Here is a 21,200-nt window from a genome sequence, read left to right as displayed (position 1 = left end):
CGTCGCAACGGCCGGCCTCATCAACGCGACGCAGTACGAAGGCGGCGGCCGGGCCCTGAGACGCTTCCACCTGTATAACCGCGTCATTGAGAAGGACAGGTTCTTGGTGTGGATCAAGTTGGCACCACGGTGGAGGTGAGATGAGCGACGAGGTCGCACGCGGCAACGGACGCGTCCCGGTGCAGTACCACCAGTTCGACATCAGCGACGAGGACGGGCCAACCGGCCCCGACCTCGAACGCGGCCACAACGGACTGGTCCGGGTCGCCGACGGCGTCACCACGGTCATGACCGGCATCCACACCGGCGATGTCGACGTCACCGTGACCCTTCATGAAACCGAACCCGTCCCCGACGGCGCCAACTGGCAGGAAATCCTGGAGGTCTCGGCACACTCCGCATCCGGCGACCTCATGGTCCGCGGCATGATGGACGACCTGGACGAAGAACTCCCCGTCCTGTCGTTCCGCGGTCCCGGCGACTACCGGCTGCGCGTTCACACCCGCGGCCGGGACACCGCCGTTGACCTGACCCCGGACCAGATCACCGAGTGGTACCTGATCCAGGCCTGGCCCGCACCTGCCTCCTTGCCCGCCGCCGTCAAACCACAACACCTTTCCGGCCCGTTGCTCTCGTCGGAAACGGATCCCTGCCGGCGCGCCACCAGCGGCGTGACGCCAGCGCGGCGAGACCCGCGCCGGCGGTGTTGAGCAGTACGTCGTCCACGGACGACACCCTGTCCAGTTGCAGGACGTACTGCGCTGTCTCGACGAGGATCGAGCAGCCCGCTCCGAGCGCGAGAACCCGCCGTACCGATGCCAGCGCCGCGAACCGGAGCGGGCCGAGGAACCCGAGCGCCGCGAACACCAGCAGGTTGCCGACGATCTGGCCCGCGTCCATCGTGAGCAGGTCCCGCAACGGCACCAGGTTCACGACCGCCCCGTCCTCGTCGCCCGGCAGCAGGATCAACCAGACCGGCGGCACTGTCCCGTAGACGATGCCGACCTCGGCGAGCGACGTGCGCCACGCCCTCGCCGGCCTGGCACCTGCGCGCCTCCGCCAGTGGGCCAGAGCCCACGCCGCCAGCGCTGCCAACGGCAACGCGGCCACCGTGAGGAGCACCACCCCGGTGAACGTACCGACCCAGCCGTGCCACCCTTCGAGCCGCACCCTGCCACCTCTGCTTCCGTCCAGTTGTCATCGACAGTCTCACCGGCGGCGCATATCGGCGGCGTATTGATCGGCGTTTGATGCCTTACGGGGGGGGGTGAGTTCGACCTCGTGCGCGTGGAAGCAACGGTCCACGTCGGCCTCCGTCGAGGCCTGCGCGGCGGCCTGCCGGAGTTCGTGCCAGTGTGGAACCCACGCAATAGTGATGCCGATGCCGGGGTGCCGCTCGGCCGGGTCGGTGACGGCACCCGACCAGCCACCGGCGAACGCAGAGACAGCCACCGGGATAGCCACCTCACCTCCCGTGACAGCAGACAATGCGACGGGCAGGCGTGTGCAGCGGATGCGTGGGTAAGCGGCTTCTCGTCGGCCTGTGTCTCCAACAGACCGGCGTTCAGACGTCTCGGGAGGGAAGCATCATGGCGGCACTGAGCACGGCAAAGACAGAGACCCACATAAAGGAGCTGCCGGAGCTCACCGACCCTTCCAAGGTCGCCCCGAAGGACGCCCGCGCTCTGACCAAGCTGTTCTTCGACCAGCTGGCGGTACTGGAGGAGGGCACGCCCGAGTACCAGTACGCCCGGAACACGCTGATCGAGATGAACATGTCCCTGGTGCGCTTCGCCGCGGGGCGGTTCCGCAGCCGTGGGCCGGAGGAGATGGAGGACATCGTCCAGGTCGGCATGATCGGCCTGATCAAGGCGATCGACCGGTTCGAACTCACCCGTGAAGTGGAGTTCACCTCCTTCGCCATCCCCTACATCGTGGGCGAGATCAAGCGGTTCTTCCGCGACACCACTTGGGCCGTCCACGTGCCACGCCGTCTGCAGGAAGCCCGGGTCCAGCTGGCCCGCGCCACCGAGGAACTCCGCAGCCGCCTGGGCCGGACCCCCACGGTCAAGGAACTGTCCGAGCTGATGTGCCTGCCCGAAGAAGAGGTCATCGAGGCCCGGCTGGCCGCAAACGCCTACAACTCGACCTCCCTGGACGCCACCATCAACGGCGCGGAGGACGGCGAAAACGCGCTCGCGGACTTCATCGGCACCGACGACGCGTCACTGGAGCTGGTGGAGGACTTCCACGCCCTCGCCCCCATGATCGCCGAACTCGACGAACGGGACCGCCAGATCCTCCACATGCGGTTCGTCGAGGAACTCACCCAGGCACAGATCGGCGAACACCTCGGCGTCTCACAGATGCACGTCTCCCGCTTGCTCTCCCGCACCCTCGCCCGACTGCGCGAGGGCATGCTCACCACCCAGTGACACCCGTCTGCCGGACACCGCGGCGGTAAGGGGAGTTGCTGCTCCATGGCAGCGCTCCCCCGTCCGCCGTGCCGGTGGCACCCGGAAACGCGAACGCAGGCGGGTCTACCTGGTCCACGCCCGCGGTCGTCGACGAGATCGTGTGCGGGAGACCGGAAACGCTCAGCAATCGTCTCCGACGGTGGCGGACGGGACCGTGTACATCGGCAGCCAGGACAACTTGCTGTCCACACCCAGCGGCGGGGTGGACCGCGGCAGCCGCGGCGGGATCATTGCCGCCGTCCGGCATCGATGCGGACGCGGTGAGGGTTTCGACTGCTGTTGCTGTACGTGGGTCGGGGCGGGAGATGCGAGGGCGGCCTGCTGATTTCACGGACGTGTTCGACGCGCTGCCCCCGTTGCTCCGGACAGGACCTGCAGCGGAAGGGCGCCCTGGAATCATGCCCTGGCGGAACCGATGCGACCGGTCAGCGCCCAGCGGGCTCCCACCACATCAGATTGGCGGCAGCCTGGGCCACCGGCTCGATGATCTCCCAACCCTCGGCGATCAGCCCCCCGTCGATCCGCCAGATGTCGACGACCGCGATCTCCGGCCCGGCACCGGGGAGTTGTCGTCGCGAGTGCACCACGACGTGATCACCGTCGGCCAGCAGGTGGTGGACCTCGACCCGCATGTCGGCGAGCGGGGTGAGGGCTGTCTCTACGGCGGCGAGCCATTCCGCCTTGGTCGAGGAAGTCGAGTCCGGCCTGTGATGGACGAAGTCATCGCTCAGCAACGGTTCTAGCGCGTCGACGCTGCCCGTCTCGATCAGTTCCGCCAGTGCCCGTTGAACGATGCCCTTGTTGTCTGTGGTCATGGACGCAGTGTTTCCGCGGTCCCAACGGTTGTCGATGAAGTCGGATTTCATGGCGTGCGACTCCGCGATGAGTACTCTCGACGACTGTGCATACAGTTGGGGAGCTCTTGCGGCAGTGGCGGCATCGCCGAGGGGTCAGCCAACTCACCCTTGCGCTCGCGGCCGACGTGTCGGCTCGTCATGTCAGCCTGGTCGAGACGGGCAAGTCCAACCCCAGTGCCGACATGGTCCTCCGGCTCGCGGACCAGCTCGATGTGCCGTTGCGTGATCGCAACCGGCTGTTGCTCGCGGCCGGCTTCGCACCCCGGTACGCCGAGCGGCCGCTCGATGACGGTGCGCTGTCGGCGGCCCGGGCTGCGGTCGAGAGGGTGCTCCGTGCGCATGAGCCCTACCCGGCGGTGGCCTTCGATCGCCGGTGGAACATCGTGATGACCAACCGCGCGGTCGAGCCGTTCTTCGCGGGCGTCGATCCCGACCTGCTACAGCCGCCGGTCAACCTGGTGCGGCTGGGGCTGGACCCGCGAGGTTTCGCCCCTCTGGTCGTCAACCTGGCCGACGTGCGTGTGGTGTTCCGCTCCCGCATCAGGCGTCAACTCGCCCTTGCTCCCGACCCGGAGCTCACCGCGCTCTATGAGGAACTGCTGACGCCCGACTCCGAGGACACGTCGAGCCGATCGGTCGAATCCGATGTCCTGATCCCGATGATCCTTCGCCTCAACGGACGAGAGCTACGGCTGTTCTCGACCATCACCACGTTCGGTACTCCGATGGACATCACGCTGGACGAGGTCGCGATCGAGTCGTACTACCCGGCGGACGCGGAGAGCGGCGCCTACTTCGAGCAGTCCAAGGGTGACTTCGAGCAGCCGCCCTGCCCTTGATCCTCGGCGAGGATCCGGTGGCCACGGACCTCGGCACACGCCCTCGGTCGCGCCGGTCGCGATCGGCCGGCCTGCTTCCAGGGCCGCATCGTCATAGCACTGGATCCCGTTGTGCCCCGCAGACAGCGGAAGCGACGGCGTGATGTGTTCGTGCCGGGTAGTTCGCCTGGTGCTAGGGCCTGTGTGAGGTCGTGATCATTCTCGGGTTCTGGTCCCGTGCGGGGGTGGGGCCTGGTAGGACGCTGGGTGTGACACGTACGCAACTCACCAACGAGCAGTGGGAGTTCATCGAGCCGTACCTGCCGATAGGCGAGTACGGCCCGTACCCCGAGCGGCTGCGGGAGCAGTTCGAGGGGGTGATCTGGCGGTTCCGCTCCAGCGCCCAGTGGCGCGAGATGCCCTCCGAGTTCGGACCGTGGCCGACGGTCTACGGGCGCTTTCGCGTCTGGCGGGACGCCGGGGTCTTCTCCGCTCTTCTGGAGGGCATGATCGCCGAGGCCGCTCGCCGGGGACAGACGGACTTATCCCTGGTCAGCGTGGACTCCACTACGGCCCGCGCCCACCAGGACGCCGCCGGGATGCACCTCGGCAAGGACGTCATGGACGCCCTTGAGGAAGCCGCCGCCGAACAGGAGCGGGCCCGGCAAAAAGGGGCGGCCCGCCGGGACAGAACGGGCAGGACGGCGGGGACGACCCCGAGCAGGAAGAGCGACGGCGTATCCGGCGGCGGCGCAAGTTCCGGCTGAACCAGGCCCTGCTCGGCAGATCCCGTGGCGGACTGACGAGCAAGATTCATCTCGCCGCGGACCGCAGGTGCCGTCCGCTGTCCCTCGTGCTGACCGCAGGACAGGCCGGCGACAGCCCGCAGTTCGTCCCCGTGTTGCAGAAGATTCGGGTCCGTCTGCCTGTGGGCCGGCCTCGAACCCGGCCCGGCGCTGTCGCCGCGGACAAGGCCTACTCGTCCCGCACCAACCGCTCTTACCTGCGCAAACGCGGCATCAAAGCAGTCATTCCGGAGAAGAAGCACCAGGCCGCCAACCGGAAGAAGAAGGGCCACCGGGGCGGCCGCCCCACGTGCCACGACAGTGATCTTTACAAGGAGCGGAACACGGTCGAGCGGCTCATCAACAAGCTGAAGGCCTGGCGGGGCATCGCCACTCGATACGACAAGTCGCCCGAGAGTTACCTCGCCGGCCTCCACCTCCGTGCCTCAATGATCTGGATCAACGACCTGCTGAAGGCAACTGGCTGATCACAACGTCACACAGGCCCTAGGACACGGTGGTGGCGGGCGGTGCCCACCGGTGGGTGCGTCGCAGGGTGCCGCTGACGCCGAAGTCCTTCTTCAGTTGTTCGGGGACGGCGTAGTGCATGACGCGTCCGCGGGTGAGGGAGGACAGCTCGAAGACGCTGGTGAGGTGGCCGAGGCGGTCCAGCGCCCAGGCTCCGAGGGGAGAGCGGTCCTCGATGGTCTCCAGCACGCCCAGCAGGTGGGGCACGGTCTTGACGACGGTGTCCCATGGGGTACGGGGGACCTGCAGCCAGTCGGCGCACGTGTCGCCGATCAGGTAGCGGATCAGGGCGGAGACGATGGGGTCGAAGAGGGTGCCGGGCACGACCTCCTCGTAGAGGTCGATGAGTTGCCGCGTCAGGTGGGCGCCTTCTTCGGAGGGTCCCATGTGCCGGATCATGTACAGGTCGAGGAACTGCCGGGCCTCTTCCAGGGTCTTGGGGACGGCGTCCTGGTCGACGCCCAGGATCGCGCCGACCACGCGCCAGGCGTAGAAGTACGCTTCGGCTCCCTCGACGCTCATGTGGATGCCGAGCCGGTGCAGGCTGTCCAGGACCAGGAGGGAGAAGAACATCTGTCCGCCGATCATGTCCTCCTGACAGATCGGCGTCCCCATCGCCGCGGTGTCCCAGCGGTTCTCCCGTTTGAGGTGGTGGCGGATGGAGGCGTGCAGCAGGCGCACTTTCTGGGCGGCGGGGATGAACCGGCTTCCCGCCTCGAAGGCGTCGGGCTGCATGAGGTAGACGGTGAACTGGCCGGTCTCCGCCATCCGCTTGGACGGGTAGCTCAGCCCGTGGGTGGCCGACAGCAGCTTCGCGACGTGCGGGACGACGTAGCAGGCGGGCATGGAGGCGAAGGACAGCGCGGTGGAGATGTGCACGTTGTTGTCGATGAAGAACAGGCGGGCCTTCTCCATCTCGCCCCAGTCCACCCAGGCCGGTGGCACGCTGGTGGCCTGAAGGTACTCGCGTGCGACGTCGGGAAGCCCGTCCGGCAGCGGGGCGCCGGCGGTGGAGACGTAGCGCATCAGGGTGTTGAACTTGCCCACCTCGCCGCGCTCGAACAGTTCGGCGACGACGGCGTCGGCGAGGTCGTCACCGGCCTGCCGCAGGACGTCCATCGAGGCCTCGGTGCAGGTCATGGCGGAACTCCTTGTATAGGCGGGATTCTTGCGAGCCGGGATTCTTGCGAGGCGGGAGCGGCCGCCGGGGAGCACGGACTGCGGCGCCCCGATGCGAGGGGTCAGGACCGGCGGACCGCCGCGGTGTGTGCCAGCGCGGTCAGGGCAGCGACAGCGTGCGCGGGAACGTCGAGCTCGTGCAGAGCGCCAAGAGCCGTCTGGACCCGCGCGGTGATCATGTCCTCGATGCGGTCGGGTGTCTTCAGCCGGCGCATCAGCTCCCGGACCGCGTCCAGACCGTCGGTCTCCAGGTCACGTCGGCCGAGCAGGGCGCGCAACTGCTCCCGCTCGCCCTCACCGGCAAGACGCCAGGTCTCCGACAGCAGGGCCGTGGGGCGATGGCCTGACACGTCGTCGGCGTTGGCCTTGCCGGTGTGTTCCGGATCGCCGAACAGGCCGAGCAGGTCGTCCCGCAGCTGGAACGCCTCGCCCAGCGGCAGCCCGTAGGCGGAGTAGCCCTCGCGTAGCCGCTCTCCGGCCCCGGCCAGCGTGCCGCCGATCAGCAGGGGTTGTTCGACCGTGTACTTGGCGGTCTTGTACCGGATCACCTTCAGCGACGTCGCGGTGTCCGGATCCGCTCCGGTGCGCAGGATCTCCAGGCACTCCCCCGCGATCAGTTCCCGGGCCAGCATCGACCACAAAGGGCGAGCCCGGGCCAGATACGCCGCGGGCAGACCGCTGGTGGCGAACATCTGCCCGGCCAGCGACATCAGCAGGTCCCCGACCAGCATCGCCAGCGATCTGGCAGCGGAGACCGCACGCGGCCGACGACGAACCGCCCCGCGCAGCGCGACATGCGCCGTGGGCCGGCCGTGCCGCAACGGGCTGTCGTCGATGAGATCGTCGTGCACGACCGCTGCGGCATGCACCAGCTCCATGGAGGCCGCCGCCCGCACCAGCGCGTCACTGTCCGGCTGCCCTGCCGCACGCCAGCCCCAGTAGCAGAACGCCGCCCGCAGCCGTTTGCCGTCCGCGACCGCCGCCTCCAGTTGCCAGGCCACCGGCTCCAGGGCAGGGTCGATCGCCGCCAACTGGTCGGCTTCCCGCGCGACAAAGACGCGCAGCACCTCGTCGACACGGCTCTTGAACGCGGTTGGCTCCCATCGCTCAGACATCACCAAGGGCCCGCCGGGACAGGGCATGCCGGGCGAGGATCTCCAGGTGGGCCGGGGGGACGGTGGCGTACCTATCCAGCGCGATACGGCCGCGTGCCATCAGGTCCTGCTCGGCTTCCACGGCCAGATCCGCGACGTCCGAGCGGCGCAGCAACCCCCGCACGGTCCCCAGAGCCGACCCCAGCGTGCTCATCGCCAGATCGGCCACTCCGGCCACCAGCAGCACCGCCTGCTCGTCCAGGCCCTCACGGCCACCCGCTCCCTGCACCACGCCCGTCCCCCTTCCGTCCACCACGTCCGAGCGGCGCCGGTCACACGCCGTCCGACCCAGAGTCGCGCCGCACCGGGGACATGAAGGGAAGAACTCACGATCGAGTGATCACATCGCACACCCGGACGAGATCTGCTGGTGAGCGGCATTCCGTTCGCGACGCCGCGACCGACGTGGCCGTACAGCGGCCAACCGGCGCAAAAGGGCGCGGAGTTTCCCGGTAGGCCGCGGCGGGATGCCCGTGTGTGTGCCTGAGCGCTTCAGTTGGTTGTGACCACGCTGCCGCGCTGGGTGCGCCTCGGCAACGAAACCACCTCGCCAGGAGGTACACGACCGCGCATCAACTCGCCGCGTCACCGGTGCGGAAGACGCGGTTCAGGTGGTGGTCCAGGATTGCGGTCGCGGACTCCGGGCTGCGCTGGCCGACGAGGATGCTGGTGCCGAGTCCCGCAGACATGGCGAGCAGGCCGGCTGCCTCCGACTGTACGTCCACACCGGGCTCGAGCAGTGCCGCTTCCCGTGCCTGCCGGAGGAGTGCGGCCAGGGCGTCTTCGGCTGCATCCGGGTTCTTGATGAAGGGCTGGGCCGCGAGCGCCGGGTCGTTCACGGCCAGGACTGCGTATGACGTGTAGAGGTGGTGGAAGGTGCGGCTCTCGTCATCGGTCGGCAGGGCCGCCATCAGCAGCGCCTCGACCATCGCGCGCGGACCAGGACTGTCCCCGGCGGCCCGTAGACGGGCGGAGACCCGCTCCCCGAATCTCTGCGCCAGCAACTCGAGTCCGAAGAGCAGCAGCTTTTCCTTGGTCTGGAAGTAGTACTGCACCAGCCGCAGTGATACGTCCGCCTCCGCTGCCACCTCGCGCATCCCGACGGCGTGCAGCCCGCGTCGGGCGGCGACCCGGACGAGGGCCTCGGCGATCTCGGTGCGCCGTTCTGCGTGGTCTACCCGCTTGGGCATCGGCCGTCTCTCCGCTCGTCGTTGTTGCTGCTGCGGCTCCCATGGGGTCCGGGACTTTTGATGATACAGCTGTACCAACATCATGGTACGTTCGTATCACAAAACCGAGACGCCGGAGGTGGCCATGCCCGAGACCGCTGCCCGACCCCAGGCCGATGTGGGCCGCTACGTGAGCGATGCCTGGCGCGAGCGCTACTTCACGGCCTGCGACGCGGTCTACGCACTAGGAGCGCCCGCACTCGCGGAACAGGACGTGGAGACCTCCTTCGGCACCACGCACGTCTACCGCTACGGCCCCGCGAACCAGGCCTCCCCATCACGCACCCCCGTCGTCCTGGTGCACGGGGCCGGCTCCTGCTCTGCCATGTGGTACCCGAACACCCCCGCCCTCAGCGCGGACCGCACGGTCTACGCGATCGACACCCCGGGCGATCCCGGCCGCAGCGTGCAGCGCGAACCCATCCACCAGCCCGACCATGCGGCGCAGTGGCTGGACGAGACGCTCGCCGGGCTCGGACTCGACCGCGTCCACCTCGTCGGCTCCTCCTACGGTGGCTGGCTTGCCCTGAACCAGGCACACCGCAGGCCCGACCGCCTCGCCTCGGTCACCTTGCTCGACCCAGGCGGCCTGGAGAAGGTGGGGCTGCGCTTCTTCGTCTGGATCTTCGCCAGCCTCTTCGCGACCTTCGCGCCCAAGGCGCTCCGCCCGCGACTGGCGGCCTGGCTCGAACAGCCGGTCCTCGTCGTGCCGGAACTGCGGGCGATGATCAGAACGGCGGTTCGCGCCTACCGCATACGCCGTCCGGCACCACTCCCCCTGTCCGAGCAGGAACTGTCCACCATCCGCACTCCGCTCTATCTGGTGCTCGGCAAGCGAAGCCTCCTCGTGCACCCTCAGCGACAGGCGGAGCGGGTACCGCGCCTGATCCCCGGTGCCCGAGCCGAGATCATCTCCAGCACGGGCCACGGACCGCAGATCGACCACGCGGAGGAGATCAACCGCAGGATGCTGAACTTCATGGCCTCCGTCGACTGAGGTGCGGACTGCAGAAGCTGTTCCCGTTGACGAGAGTTGGGACAGGAGTCTGGTTCGGTCGCCGGGAAGCCGGGGGCGGGCGAGGCTCGCGCGCGGGTGGGCAGATCATGAGCTCGGTGCAGCGCTCTCCGAATTCTCCGCTGCACTCAGCCGTTCGATCGTGCACTTCTCGTCCTTTACGCGGGCGTACAACCCCCACGGCAGCGGGCGAGGATGAATCCCGTTGCGCGGCGGGCTCAACGTCATCGACGAAGCCGGCGCCGGACAGACGGCCGACCTTGCGCCTCTTCCTGTGCGTTGATGAGGTCGGCGTAGTGCCCCAGGTTTCGTTCGATCTCTTCAAGGCCGATCTCGGCGATGGCCTTTCCGAGCTGCGGCACGCGCCTGGAACCCCGGCCAGTTGACCGATGCCACGAACTCCGCCCAGGACGCGCGCAGATCGGCTTCCGGCGGCAGGGTGGACCGGTTGGTTCTGCGCCTTGGCGCCCAGGACCACGCCTTGTCGAAGGACGCTATACGTGCTGTCCCGCCGTCAACCAGGTCGTCCAGTTCGGCGCCAGGGACGGCCCGGGTCACCCATCCGTACCGCTCGGCCGTATCGGCGCTGAAGTCCTGGCTGGCGAGGATCGCTTCGAGCGCGCGGTCCCGCCCCAGCAGCCAGGTCAGGCGGTCACTGCCGCCACCCCCGGGGACGATACCGGTCGCGACCCCGGGCCGGCAGAAGAACGTCTCCTCGCGGCCGGCGTAGCGCAGGTTGAAGGCCAGAGTGATCTCGTCCCGGCCGCCCCGCGTGCGCCCGCGGATGGAGGCGATGCCGACGAACGGGGCACTGGTCAGGCTCGTGACCAGGTCGACCCACGGCGCCAGCCCCACCAGGGTCACCGCCTCGACCAGGTGACCGGCGCGGCGCAACTCGGCCGCCACCGCGTCGAGCGCCCACCCGCCCTGCCGACCACCCGGCACCATCACGAACCCCATGCGTACGCTCCATGACGGCACGTCACGGCTGCTCCGGGCCACCCGCCCCGGTCCGGGGTGAGCCATGTCGCATCAGAGCGAGCGGGGCTTGCTATGCAACGAGTTGCATAGCACGATCGTCGACATGGCGCTCGAACACGCGATCCTCGTGTCGCTCCTGGAGAAACCGGCGTCCGGCTATGAGCTGGCCCGGCGTTTCGAGCGGTCCATCGGCTACTTCTGGACCGCGACCCACCAGCAGATCTACCGCGTGCTCAAGCGCATGGAGAACGACGGCTGGGTCGACGCCCGCGACGTCCCGCAGCACGGACGGCCGGACAAGAAGGAGTACTCCGTCGCCGACCTCGGCCGGGCCGCGCTGTCCTCGTGGCTGCACGATCCGATCGAGCCGGAGAGTGTCCGCCACGATCTGGCGGTGAAGATCCGCGGTGCCGCCTTCGACGACCCGGCCGCCCTGATCCAAGAGGTGGAACGTCACCGGCAGGCGCACCGCGACCGGCTGGCGCACTACCTCGCGGGCGAGGAGCGCGACTTCACAGGGCCCGGGGCGAACGCGGCCCCGCCGGACGCGCCGCCCGACGCGGAACGCGAACTCCAGCACGTCGTCCTGCGCGGCGGCATCGCCTACGAGCGGATGATGATCGGCTGGCTGGACGATGTGCTCGCCACGCTGGCCCGCTTCGGCCCGGCCGAGCACTGACCGTCCCATGAGTGCCCCATCGCTCGGCCCCTGCTCCCCCGGTCTCCGGACGTTCTCCCTTTCTCACCTACCGTCCCGCTCAAAGAGGTTCCTCACCATGGCTGACCAACTCCTCTTCAACCCGCGCACCTACGACCCCGCGCACTTCGATCCCGAGACGCGCCGCCTGCTGCGTGCCACCGTCGACTGGTTCGAGGAGCGTGGGAAGCGGCAGCTCATCGAGGACTACCGCACGCGCGCCTGGCTCGGTGACTTCCTCGCCTTCGCCGCGAAGGAGAACCTGTTCGCCACCTTCCTGACGCCCTCCTCCGCCGCCGGGGAGGGGGAGGCGGACAAGCGGTGGGACACCGCCCGCATCGCCGCGCTCAACGAGATCCTCGGCTTCTACGGCCTGGACTACTGGTACGCCTGGCAGGTGACCATCCTCGGCCTCGGCCCGGTCTGGCAGAGCGACAACGCCGCCGCCCGTGACCGCGCCGCCCAACTCCTCGCCCAGGGTGAGGTGTTCGCCTTCGGCCTGTCCGAGAAGACACACGGCGCCGACATCTACTCCACCGACATGCTGCTGGAGCCGGACGGCGAGGGCGGCTTCCGTGCCACCGGCTCCAAGTACTACATAGGCAACGGCAACGCCGCCGGGCTTGTCTCCGTCTTCGGGCGCCGCAGCGACGTCGAGGGTCCCGACGGCTACGTGTTCTTCGCCGCCGACAGCCGTCACCCGGCCTACCACCTGGTGAAGAACGTCGTCGACTCGTCCAAGTTCGTCAGCGAGTTCCGCCTGGAGGACTACCCCGTGCGGGCCGAGGACGTCCTGCACACCGGCCGCGCCGCCTTCGACGCCGCCCTCAACACCGTCAACGTCGGCAAGTTCAACCTGTGCACCGCCTCGATCGGCATCTGCGAACACGCCATGTACGAGGCCGTCACCCACGCCCACAACCGCGTCCTCTACGGCCGTCCCGTCACCGCCTTCCCGCACGTGCGGCGCGAGCTGACCGACGCCTACGTCAGGCTCGTCGGGATGAAGGTGTTCAGCGACCGTGCCGTGGACTACTTCCGCTGCGCCGGTCCCGACGACCGCCGCTACCTGCTCTTCAACCCGATGACGAAGATGAAGGTGACCACGGAGGGCGAGAAGGTCATCGACCTGATGTGGGACGTCATCGCCGCCAAGGGCTTCGAGAAGGACAACTACTTCGCCCAGGCGGCCGTGGAGATCCGCGGACTGCCGAAGCTGGAGGGCACGGTCCACGTCAACCTGGCGCTGATCCTGAAATTCATGCGCAGCCACCTCCTCGACCCGGCCGACCACCCCGACGTACCGACCCGCCTCGACGCCGCCGACGACACCTTCCTGTTCCGGCAGGGACCGGCCCGCGGCCTCGGTTCGGTCCGCTTCCACGACTGGCGGCCCGCGTTCGAGTCGTACGCGCACCTGCCCAACGTCGCTCGTCTGCGCGAACAGGCCGACGCCCTGTGCCAGTTCGTCACGGCCGCGGCCCCCGACGCCGAACAGAGCCGCGACCTCGACCTCCTCCTCGCCGTAGGCCAGCTCTTCGCCCTCGTCGTCCACGCACAGCTCGTCCTGGAACAGTCCCGCCTCACCGGCCTCGACGAGGACGTGCTCGACGAGCTCTTCGCCGTGCTCGTACGGGACTTCTCCGCACACGCCGTCGAACTGCACGGCAAGGACTCGGCGACCCCGCAGCAGCAGGAGTGGGCGCTCGGCGCGGTCCGGCGGCCCGTCGTCGACCCGGCACGCACCGAGCGGGTCTGGCAGCAGGTAGAAGCGCTGTCCGGCGCGTACGAGATGGCCCTGTAGGCACGTCACGCCGTACCCGTGCACCGGTGGTGGCCGAGCCGCACGGCCCGGCCACCACCTCCCGGTACCCCCTGACGCCCTATCCGTACAACCGGTCGAACCGGAACGGTCGCAGTGCTTGCGGGCGGGTGCCGGTGCGGACGTACTCGGCGAGTTCGTGGCCGGTGGCCGGGCCGAGGGTGATGCCGAGCATGCCGTGGCCGGTCGCCGCGTAGGCGTTGTCGTGGCCCGGGACGCGGTCGATGACGGGAAGGCCGTCGGGGAGGAAGGGCCGCCCGCCCACCCAGGGATCGCGGATCAGGGTGACCAGGTCGTCGGGGTCGTCGAACCAGTTGCCCAGGTAGTGCCGACTGGCGAGCGCGACGGCGACGATCCGGCGCCAGTCGAGCCGGTTGTTGTTGCCGCTGAGCTCCATCGTGCCGCCGATGCGTGTGGTGGCGCCGATGGGTGAGGCGACGGCCCGGCGTTCGCCGAAGTAGAGGGTGTGGCGGGGCGCCGGGTCCAGGTCGACCGAGAAGCTGTAGCCCTTGCCCGCCTGGAGCGGCAGCCGCCGGCCGAGGAGGCCGAGCAGGGCCGGGGAACGCATGCCGGCCGCGATGACGACAGCTTGGCAGGGCATGTCGCCCTGGCTGGTGCGCAGTGCCGTCACCCGCCCTCCGGCCGTGCGGAATCCGGTGATCCGCGTGTGCTCGTGGACCTTCACCCCCGAGGCGGCCAGCGCCTGTCCGAGCCCGCGGGCGAACGCCTCCGGATCGACCACGCCCTCCCCCTCGACGAGATACGCGGCGCGCACCCCGGGCGCGAGAGCGTCGTCCAGCAGGCGCGCCTCGTCGCCGGTGGTCACGTCCTCGGGCAGCCGGTAGTGGCCGTCGGCCATGTCCCGTTGGACGGCGAGGTGGCGGCGAGCCTCTGGCGCCGACAGGAAGGCGTGCACCATGCCGGGGCGGGTCAGCGTCGTCCGCACGCCCGCGTCGCGCAGTTCGTCGAACCGGTCGAAGGTGTCCCGGTTGAGCTCGGCGATCGCCGTGTACCCGCGCCGGAACGCGGCCGGTGTGCTGCTGCGCCAGAAGCGCCACAGCCACCGTACGAACGCCGGGTCCGGCAGGGGCCGTAGATACAACGGCGAGTCGGGGCGGCCCAGCGAGCGCAGCGCGTAGCGCACCACGCCCGGTGCCGGGACGGGCGTGGAGTGGCTGAGGCAGACCCAGCCCGCGTTGCCCCGTGACGCGCCGGAGCCCAGGTCCCCGCGCTCCACCACCTCGACCGGGAGCCCGGCGGCCGCCAGGTAGTACGCCGTGCACAGCCCGACCACTCCGCCCCCGACCACGACCACGGGCCCGTCACCGGTCGGCCCGGTCGCCCCGCTCACGCGGCGGTCCCGGAGGCGGCGAGGAAGGCGCGGGTCCGGGCGTGGAAGGGCTGGTCCAGGACCTCCCCGGGGGCACCCTCCTCCACGATCCGGCCGCCGTCGACGAAGACGACGTGGTCGGACACCTCACGGGCGAACGACAGTTCATGGGTGACCAGCAGCATGGTCATGCCCTCGACGGCCAGCTCCCGCATCACGCTCAGCACCTCGCGGGTGGCCTCCGGGTCCAGGGAGGAGGTCGGTTCGTCGAACAGCAGCACCTCCGGCTTCAGCGCCAGCGCGCGGGCGATGGCGACCCGCTGCTGCTCACCGCCGGAGAGCTGTTCGGGCTGGGCCAGAGCCCGGTGGGCCACGCCGACCCTGCGCAGCAGGGTCACGGCCCGTTCCAGCGCCTCCTGTTCGGGGACGCCCGCCTTGCGCTGGGCGAGAACGACGTTCTCCACCGCCGTCAGATGCGGGAAGAGGTTGAACCTCTGGAAGACCATGCCGACGGTGCGCCGCAGCCGCGGCAGATCGCGGCAGACGGTCCGGCCCCGGCTGTGGACCACCTCGCCGGCCACCTCGACCGTGCCGCCGTCGGGTTTCTCCAGCAGGTTGACGCAGCGCATCAGGGTCGTCTTGCCGCCGCCGCTCTGTCCGATGATGCTGACGATCCGGCCCCGGCCGACCGTCAGGTGCACGTCGTCCAGGACGAGCCTGCCGTCGAAGGACTTGCTCAGCCCCTCGATCCGTACGACCGCCTCGGCGGCGGCCCCTTCGACGGACGCGCGGGTGGTGCGGGGCTCGGTCATACGACCGCCTCCGTTCGTTCGGCGGTGGCGCCCAGGTCGGCCGCGAGCAGCGCGCGGGCCGCCCGCACCCGGCGCCGCCGCCACGGGGACAGCGGGACACCGGCCCGCACCTTGCGCTCCAGCAGCAGGAGGAGTTGGGACAGCGGGTAGCACAGGGCGAAGTAGAGGGCGGAGATGACCAGGTACACCTCCAGTGCGCGGAAGGTCGCCGAGGTGATCAGCCGTCCCTCGGACATCAGCTCGGCGGCCGACACGGTCACCAGCAGGGATGTCGACTTCAGCAGGTCGACCAGCATGGTGTTGGTGCCGGGCAGGGCCTGGCGGACGGCCTGCGGCAGGACCACGTGGACGAAGATGCCCGTCCTGCCGATGCCGAGCGCCTCGCCGGCCTCCGTCTGCCCGCCGTGCACCCCGCTGATCGCGGCGCGGAAGATCTCGGACAGGTAGGCGGCGTAGAACACGATCAGCGACAGGCATCCCGCGCTGAACACGTCGAGCCGGATGCCGGCGGAGGCCAGGCCGAAGTAGGTCAGGAAGATGATGGCCAGCAGCGGGACGTTCTTGAACACCTCGGTGTAGAGCGCGGCCACCGCCCGCAGGGGCCAGGTCCCGCTCAGTCTCAGCAGTGCCACGGCCAGGCCGAGGAGCACCGCTCCGACGAAACTGACGACGGTGTAGGAGACGGTACGGCCGAGCGCGTCGACGAGGTCGCCGCGGTAGTCGGACCAGGGCACTTGGAAAAGACCGGACATGTCAGCCCCTCACTGTCCGATGGTCGGCGGGTTCCAGTCGCGCGGTCGGTCCACCGCGCGTCGGGCGCCGGCGACATCGGCGGCGGGCTTGAGGAACTGCAGCGGATCGCCGCCGTACTTCTTGACGAGCTTGCTCATCTCGCCGTTGCGGTACATGGCGTCGATCTCGTGGGAGACGGCCTGCTCCAGCTTGGTGGCCTTCTTGGGCAGGTAGAAACCGGTCTGGTACTGCTGGAAGTACGCGAAGGCGGGCCGCTGCTTCACCTCGGCGGCGGTCGGAGGCGTCAGGTACTCGGTGGTGATCTTCAGGTCGGGGCGCTGCTTCTGCGCCGCGATGATGATCAGCGGGTCGAGGAAGCCGACGTCGACACGGCCCGCGCCGAGGTCGTCGAACACTCCGTTGGCGTCCGGGTAGGCGTGCAGCTTCGCCTGGGGCACCGCCTGGATCGACTTGACCCACACATAGCCTTCGACCGTGCCGAGGTCGAGGCCCTTGAGATCACCGACGGTCGTGTAGGTCCTGCCGTTGCGGACGGCCATCGCGGGCGGCGAGTAGTACGGCGGGTCGGTGAACAGGCCCTGCTTCTGCCGGTCGGCGGACCAGGCGACACCGCCGACGGTGATGTCGACGCGGTGCGACTGCACGCCCGCGAGCATGCCCGCGAAGTCCGTGACCTGCGGCTTTATCTCCAGGCCGAGCTTCTTGGCGATGGAGGTGAGGATGTCTCCGTCCAGGCCGACGATCTTGCCGTTCTGGAGCGAGGTGTACGGCGCGTACGGCTCGATCGCGACCTTCAGTACGCCGGGCGTGAGGGTGCCCAGCGCGGCGGTCCTCGCCGACACGTTCGTGGGAGCGTCGTCGCCGCCGGAACTGCAGGCGGCCGTCAGGGACATCAGGACCGTCGCGGCCAGGGCGACGGCAAGTGAGCGGACACGGAACATGGGCTGAGCCCTTCCGTCGCGGGGCGGGGTGGGGGTGGGGTTGGGCCCATACGCTAGGGATCACCCCGCTCCGCGTCACTGTTCACCTCGTACGAATGTCTGGCCGAAATCGTGCGGTGCCCTGTACGGTCCGTCCAAGCAAGTCCCGCCGCCGACGGGAGGACCCACCGTGCTGAGCCCCTCGCTCGCCCAGGAGATCGCCGGGGACACCTCCGCCGTCATCGGCTACAACGTGCTCATCACCGACGCCGACGCCATGGTCATCGGCAGCGGCGACCGCAGCCGGGTCGGCTCCTTCCACGAGGCGTCCGTCGAGGTCATGCGCACCAAGGAAGCCGCCACGCACAACGCCTCCCAGGCCCAACTGCTGCGCGGAGTACGGCCCGGAGTCACGCTGCCGCTGGTCGCGGGCGGACAGGCGGTCGGGACCGTCGGTATCACCGGCACACCCGCGCAGGTGCGACGCTTCGGACTGCTCGTCAAGCGCCAGACCGAGATCCTGCTGCGGGAATCGGTCATGCTCCGCTCCCGGCTGCTGGCCGAGCGCGCCGCCGAGAAGCTCCTGACCGACCTGGCCTCCTACGACCCTCAGGTCATCGAGGCCGACAGCCTTGCCTTCCGGGCCGTGGACCTCGGCTTCGACCTGCGCCTGCGCCGGATCGCCGTGGCCTTCGAGGTGACCGTGCCCCCTAGCGCCCCGCGCCGGGACCTCGCACTGGTCCGCTCCGAGATCCTGCGCACGGTCCGCGAGGTCTTCGCCGACCCGCAGGACATCGTCGCCGCCACCGCCCCCGGCCGGGTCGGCGTCCTGCACCGGCTCGCCTCCCGCCGCCCGGTGGACTCCGTGAGCCTCGACTGCCGACGGATCATCGACGCCATCGCCGCCCAGGACGGCCTCGTCGCCCGCGCCGGCATCGGCGAGCCGGCCACGACCGTCGACGGCCTGCACGACTCCTACCAGGACGCCTGCGAAGCACTCCGTCTCGGCCCCCGCCGCCCCCGTGGGTCGCTCGTCCACCCCATCGGTGAACTACGCGTCCACCAGCTCCTCTCCGCGGTGGGCCACCCCGCCCGCACCCGGCTCCTCGACTCCACCACCGCCTCCCTGCGCGACCAGCCGGACTGGCCGACCCTCCGCGACACGATCACCGCCTGGTGCGAGAGCGGCTACAACCTGGTCCGCACCGCGACCGCCCTGCACATCCACCGCAACACGGTCGTCTACCGCATGAACAAGATCGAACAGCTCACCGGCCGCTCCCTGCGCGACCACCCCACCACTCTCGCCCTCTACCTGGCCTGCCTTACCGACCACCTGACGACCCGGAGTTCGGATGAGGCGTGACTGAGCCGTCCCACCATCACTTAAGCCGGCTTGTCGCTGGATTCGGGTCCTGCCGGTGGGCTGGGCCGCCCTGCAAGGCCGGGCCGAGTGGTGGCGACCGTCAGGATGGCCGCGCCGGAGCGGACGAGGACCGGCAGTCGCGCCCGGCGTGCGAGGCGGTCGGGTGGTTCCGGCGGATCACCGCAGCCGCCACAACTGCCCGCCGCGGTCCATCCGTCGGCCGGACGCGTTCTGGTCGGCTGAGGCGGGCCAAGGGGGCCGGAGATCCCGACTTTGGTCGACGATGCCGCTACCTCAGGCCGACTGCGCACCCTCTCGCCCTGCCCGAGGGGGGAGCTTCCGTACATCGAGGAGGCACCATGGCGATCTTCCGAACACGGGCCTGGGCAGGCGGCATCACGCGGGCGGCGGGGGCGATCGGGCTCGCGACGGCGGCCGTGTCCTCTCCGGCGGCGGCCTTACCGGCCCCAGCGTCGACTCCCACGCAGCTGTACGTCGCGACCTGGGGGAAGGACTCCTGGCCCGGCACCCGGGAACGCCCCTTCGCCACACCGGCACGCGCGCAACAGGCCGTACGCGCCCGGGCGCCACGCATGACGTCGGACCTGGTGGTGAACCTGCGTGGCGGAACGTACCGCCTGAAGGCGCCGTTGCGCCTGTCGGAGGCCGCGGGGGACTCCGGCCGGGGCGGCCACCGGGTGATCTACCGGGCGCACGGCTATGGGACACCGCGGCAGGAGCGGGTGACGATCAGCGGCGGCCGTCGGATCTCCGGGTGGCGGCCGGACCAGCGGCTCAGGGGCTTCTGGCGTGCGGACGTGGGCGGGCTCGAGACCCGCCAGCTCTACGTCGGGGACCGGCGGGCCACGCGACTCACGCGCGAAGGTGCGGCCTTTCGGGCACGCTGAAGGCGACCAGGACCGGTTACGTCACCACCAGTACCGTCCCCCGAACCTCTGCAGCGAGGAATGGGGCAACCGTCCCGTCCAGAACGTGCGCTACCGCGGCAACTTCTGGGACGACGCCGTACCCGAGTGGGTCGCCCGACGGGAGTTCCCCGGAGCCTGGCCGCCGGCCAACGCCCAGAACCCGGAGGAGGGGTGCGGAGAACCCCACCACCTCGCCTTCACCGGCAACACCCTGCTGCCTCCGCGCGCCCCCGGCCGGGCCTGCGCCGCCAACCCCGCCTGCGCCGCCGTCCTGGCGAACGCCGGCCCGCTCCCGTCGTACCGCCATCGCCTGGGCATGCCCTGACGGAACGCCGAGTCGCGTGCGTGCCTGCCGGCGACGCCACAGCTCTCGTCAGCGGCTGGTGCTCCTCCCGTCCAGCCACCGGAGTTGACCGCCAGGACTTCAAGAGCGCTCTCAGTCGCCGTACTGTCTGTGCGCCCTTCGTCCCGCGAAGTTGTCGGCAACCTTTTCGCCGTGGGCGACCACTGACCAGTGCACCATCGGCCCGAGCTTGCGAACGGACAGGTAATGAACACAACGAGGCAGATCGCGCGGCAGCGCAGGCGCAGACGCAGACTCGTGCTGGGCGCCACGGTGGCGCTGGCCTCCGCGGGCGTTCTGGCCTACCTGGTCATGGCGTTGATCCCCGGCCACAAGGTCGATGCGGGCCCGGCCGCGGCCACCCCCCTCGTCACCACCCAGCCCAAAGCCGCCGGCACCGCGGGTACCGCGTCTCCGAGCGCGACGCCGAGCCCCTCGGCGAGCCCGAGCGCGAGCGGCTCCGCCAGCCCGAAGGCCACGACGACCACCAAGGCGGCGAAGCCGTCGCCCAAGGGCACCCAGAAGTCCTCGCGCACGTCCACCACGCCCCCGTCGGCAGGACGGATCCGGCCCAACACCTCGTACCAGGGCGTCGCCACCGCCTACGAGGCCGGAGTCGGGGACGGGGCCTGTCTGTTCGGTCCGAGCCCGGACATGATGATCGCGGCGATGAACACCACCGACTACGAGACCTCCAGGGCCTGCGGCGCGTACGTGCTGGTCCACGCGGCGAACGGCAAGTCGATCACGGTACGGATCACCAACGAATGCCCGCTGCCCTGCGCACCCGGGCAGATCGACCTCAGCCAACAGGCCTTCGCCAAGCTCGCCGACCTCAAGGTCGGCCGGCTCCCCATCACCTGGAGCCTGGTGAGCCCCAGCTCGATCGGCACCATGTCCATCAGGTACAAGACCGGGTCCAGCGCCTACTGGTGCGGCATCCAGGTGATCGGTCACCGCAACCCGGTCGCCCGGCTGGAGGTCAGCACCGGCAACGGCTGGCGGCAGTTGCCCCGCACCAGCTTCAACTACTTCATCTCCGCGGACGGCAGCGGCTGTGGCAAGGCGATCAGAGTGACCGACATCTACGGGGAACAGCTGACCGTCAGCGGACTGGCAGTACTGGCGAACGTCGTACAACCCACACGGGTCCAGTTCGCCCAGCACTGATCCCGGCGGTCGTCAAAGGTCGCCTGCGCGAGGTG

General features: G+C 69.6%; 23 protein-coding genes and 1 pseudogene. 12 read left to right on the top strand and 12 right to left on the bottom strand.

Features of this window, described 5'->3' with window-relative positions:
* Nucleotides 1-140: 140 nt before the first annotated feature.
* Nucleotides 141-710, top strand: a complete 570-nt coding sequence (locus RKD20_RS44510; RefSeq protein WP_424882729.1) for a hypothetical protein — start codon at nucleotides 141-143, stop codon at nucleotides 708-710.
* Here RKD20_RS44510 and RKD20_RS44505 read toward each other — a convergent pair.
* The gene (locus tag RKD20_RS44505; protein WP_424882728.1) at nucleotides 601-1,170 is read right to left on the bottom strand and encodes a VanZ family protein; all 570 of its coding nucleotides are present in this window, start codon (nucleotides 1,168-1,170) and stop codon (nucleotides 601-603) included. The genes RKD20_RS44510 and RKD20_RS44505 overlap by 110 nt on opposite strands.
* Nucleotides 1,171-1,209: 39 nt before the next feature.
* Nucleotides 1,210-1,464, bottom strand: a complete 255-nt coding sequence (locus RKD20_RS44500) for a hypothetical protein (RefSeq protein WP_424882727.1) — start codon at nucleotides 1,462-1,464, stop codon at nucleotides 1,210-1,212.
* A 125-nt stretch (nucleotides 1,465-1,589) separates the two neighbouring features.
* Here RKD20_RS44500 and RKD20_RS44495 point away from each other — a divergent pair, with 125 nt between their 5' ends.
* Both RKD20_RS44495 and RKD20_RS44490 read left to right on the top strand, forming a co-directional pair.
* Nucleotides 1,590-2,435: an RNA polymerase sigma factor SigF gene (locus tag RKD20_RS44495; protein ID WP_424882726.1), complete on the top strand. Its 846-nt coding sequence runs from the start codon at nucleotides 1,590-1,592 to the stop codon at nucleotides 2,433-2,435.
* 142 nt (nucleotides 2,436-2,577) lie between these two features.
* Entirely contained in the window at nucleotides 2,578-2,802 is a 225-nt protein-coding gene (locus tag RKD20_RS44490) for a PQQ-binding-like beta-propeller repeat protein (protein ID WP_424882725.1), read from the top strand.
* A gap of 100 nt (nucleotides 2,803-2,902) precedes the next feature.
* On the opposite strand, the gene RKD20_RS44485 is transcribed toward RKD20_RS44490, so the two are convergent.
* Nucleotides 2,903-3,292, bottom strand: a complete 390-nt coding sequence (locus RKD20_RS44485; protein WP_424882724.1) for a nuclear transport factor 2 family protein — start codon at nucleotides 3,290-3,292, stop codon at nucleotides 2,903-2,905.
* Nucleotides 3,293-3,378: 86 nt separating this feature from the next.
* On the opposite strand from RKD20_RS44485, the gene RKD20_RS44480 reads away from it, so the two are divergent.
* Entirely contained in the window at nucleotides 3,379-4,173 is a 795-nt protein-coding gene (locus RKD20_RS44480; protein ID WP_424882723.1) for a helix-turn-helix domain-containing protein, read from the top strand.
* 248 nt (nucleotides 4,174-4,421) lie between these two features.
* Nucleotides 4,422-5,425, top strand: a pseudogene (locus RKD20_RS44475) (IS5 family transposase).
* A 19-nt stretch (nucleotides 5,426-5,444) separates the two neighbouring features.
* Here the strand turns inward: RKD20_RS44475 and RKD20_RS44470 are convergent.
* The 4 genes from RKD20_RS44470 to RKD20_RS44455 all read right to left on the bottom strand — a co-directional run bounded on the left by RKD20_RS44470 (nucleotide 5,445) and on the right by RKD20_RS44455 (nucleotide 8,988).
* Nucleotides 5,445-6,605, bottom strand: coding sequence for an oxygenase MpaB family protein (locus RKD20_RS44470; protein WP_424882722.1), 1,161 nt, complete (start codon nucleotides 6,603-6,605; stop codon nucleotides 5,445-5,447).
* A gap of 101 nt (nucleotides 6,606-6,706) precedes the next feature.
* Nucleotides 6,707-7,759 carry a polyprenyl synthetase family protein gene (locus tag RKD20_RS44465; protein ID WP_424882721.1) on the bottom strand — a complete coding sequence of 351 codons (1,053 nt, stop codon included), beginning with the start codon at nucleotides 7,757-7,759 and terminating at the stop codon, nucleotides 6,707-6,709.
* Nucleotides 7,752-8,030: a polyprenyl synthetase gene (locus RKD20_RS44460; RefSeq protein WP_424882720.1), complete on the bottom strand. Its 279-nt coding sequence runs from the start codon at nucleotides 8,028-8,030 to the stop codon at nucleotides 7,752-7,754. The genes RKD20_RS44465 and RKD20_RS44460 overlap by 8 nt, the downstream gene beginning before the upstream one ends.
* A gap of 340 nt (nucleotides 8,031-8,370) precedes the next feature.
* Nucleotides 8,371-8,988 carry a TetR/AcrR family transcriptional regulator gene (locus tag RKD20_RS44455; RefSeq protein ID WP_424882719.1) on the bottom strand — a complete coding sequence of 206 codons (618 nt, stop codon included), beginning with the start codon at nucleotides 8,986-8,988 and terminating at the stop codon, nucleotides 8,371-8,373.
* 124 nt (nucleotides 8,989-9,112) lie between these two features.
* On the opposite strand from RKD20_RS44455, the gene RKD20_RS44450 reads away from it, so the two are divergent.
* Nucleotides 9,113-10,024 (top strand): alpha/beta fold hydrolase, encoded by a 912-nt coding sequence (locus tag RKD20_RS44450; protein WP_424882718.1) that lies wholly within the window; start codon nucleotides 9,113-9,115, stop codon nucleotides 10,022-10,024.
* Nucleotides 10,025-10,363: 339 nt separating this feature from the next.
* On the opposite strand, the gene RKD20_RS44445 is transcribed toward RKD20_RS44450, so the two are convergent.
* The gene (locus RKD20_RS44445; protein WP_424882717.1) at nucleotides 10,364-11,002 is read right to left on the bottom strand and encodes an enoyl-CoA hydratase/isomerase family protein; all 639 of its coding nucleotides are present in this window, start codon (nucleotides 11,000-11,002) and stop codon (nucleotides 10,364-10,366) included.
* Nucleotides 11,003-11,126: 124 nt separating this feature from the next.
* Between RKD20_RS44445 and RKD20_RS44440 the strand changes: the two genes are divergently transcribed.
* Together RKD20_RS44440 and RKD20_RS44435 are read left to right on the top strand one after the other, a co-directional pair.
* Entirely contained in the window at nucleotides 11,127-11,702 is a 576-nt protein-coding gene (locus RKD20_RS44440; protein WP_424882716.1) for a PadR family transcriptional regulator, read from the top strand.
* Between the two features lie 97 nt (nucleotides 11,703-11,799).
* Nucleotides 11,800-13,524: an acyl-CoA dehydrogenase family protein gene (locus tag RKD20_RS44435; protein WP_424882715.1), complete on the top strand. Its 1,725-nt coding sequence runs from the start codon at nucleotides 11,800-11,802 to the stop codon at nucleotides 13,522-13,524.
* A gap of 79 nt (nucleotides 13,525-13,603) precedes the next feature.
* Here RKD20_RS44435 and RKD20_RS44430 read toward each other — a convergent pair whose 3' ends face one another.
* From RKD20_RS44430 to RKD20_RS44415, 4 genes are read right to left on the bottom strand one after another with little or no spacing between them, the layout of a single operon-like run.
* Nucleotides 13,604-14,893: an NAD(P)/FAD-dependent oxidoreductase gene (locus RKD20_RS44430; RefSeq protein WP_424882714.1), complete on the bottom strand. Its 1,290-nt coding sequence runs from the start codon at nucleotides 14,891-14,893 to the stop codon at nucleotides 13,604-13,606.
* On the bottom strand, nucleotides 14,890-15,684 hold the full coding sequence (locus RKD20_RS44425; protein ID WP_424882713.1) for an amino acid ABC transporter ATP-binding protein: 795 nt from the start codon (nucleotides 15,682-15,684) through the stop codon (nucleotides 14,890-14,892). The genes RKD20_RS44430 and RKD20_RS44425 overlap by 4 nt, the downstream gene beginning before the upstream one ends.
* Nucleotides 15,681-16,436 (bottom strand): amino acid ABC transporter permease, encoded by a 756-nt coding sequence (locus RKD20_RS44420; RefSeq protein ID WP_424882712.1) that lies wholly within the window; start codon nucleotides 16,434-16,436, stop codon nucleotides 15,681-15,683. The genes RKD20_RS44425 and RKD20_RS44420 overlap by 4 nt, the downstream gene beginning before the upstream one ends.
* A gap of 9 nt (nucleotides 16,437-16,445) precedes the next feature.
* Complete coding sequence (locus tag RKD20_RS44415) at nucleotides 16,446-17,378, bottom strand: substrate-binding periplasmic protein (RefSeq protein ID WP_424882711.1); 933 nt, start codon at nucleotides 17,376-17,378, stop codon at nucleotides 16,446-16,448.
* Nucleotides 17,379-17,547: 169 nt separating this feature from the next.
* On the opposite strand from RKD20_RS44415, the gene RKD20_RS44410 reads away from it, so the two are divergent.
* From RKD20_RS44410 to RKD20_RS44395, 4 genes are all read left to right on the top strand, one after another.
* Nucleotides 17,548-18,723, top strand: a complete 1,176-nt coding sequence (locus tag RKD20_RS44410; RefSeq protein WP_424882710.1) for a CdaR family transcriptional regulator — start codon at nucleotides 17,548-17,550, stop codon at nucleotides 18,721-18,723.
* A gap of 359 nt (nucleotides 18,724-19,082) precedes the next feature.
* Nucleotides 19,083-19,631 (top strand): hypothetical protein, encoded by a 549-nt coding sequence (locus RKD20_RS44405; protein WP_424882709.1) that lies wholly within the window; start codon nucleotides 19,083-19,085, stop codon nucleotides 19,629-19,631.
* Between the two features lie 85 nt (nucleotides 19,632-19,716).
* A complete protein-coding gene (locus RKD20_RS44400; protein ID WP_424882708.1) occupies nucleotides 19,717-19,977 on the top strand; it encodes a hypothetical protein in 261 nt (86 codons plus the stop codon).
* A gap of 225 nt (nucleotides 19,978-20,202) precedes the next feature.
* Nucleotides 20,203-21,165 (top strand): expansin EXLX1 family cellulose-binding protein, encoded by a 963-nt coding sequence (locus RKD20_RS44395; RefSeq protein ID WP_424882707.1) that lies wholly within the window; start codon nucleotides 20,203-20,205, stop codon nucleotides 21,163-21,165.
* Nucleotides 21,166-21,200: the final 35 nt, after the last annotated feature.

It is taken from the genome of Streptomyces sp. SLBN-8D4 (assembly GCF_049739545.1).
GTDB lineage: Bacteria > Actinomycetota > Actinomycetes > Streptomycetales > Streptomycetaceae > Streptomyces > Streptomyces canus_C.
The sequence above is the reverse complement of the archived record's forward strand: the minus strand, read 5'-3'. Positions and strand labels throughout refer to the sequence as shown.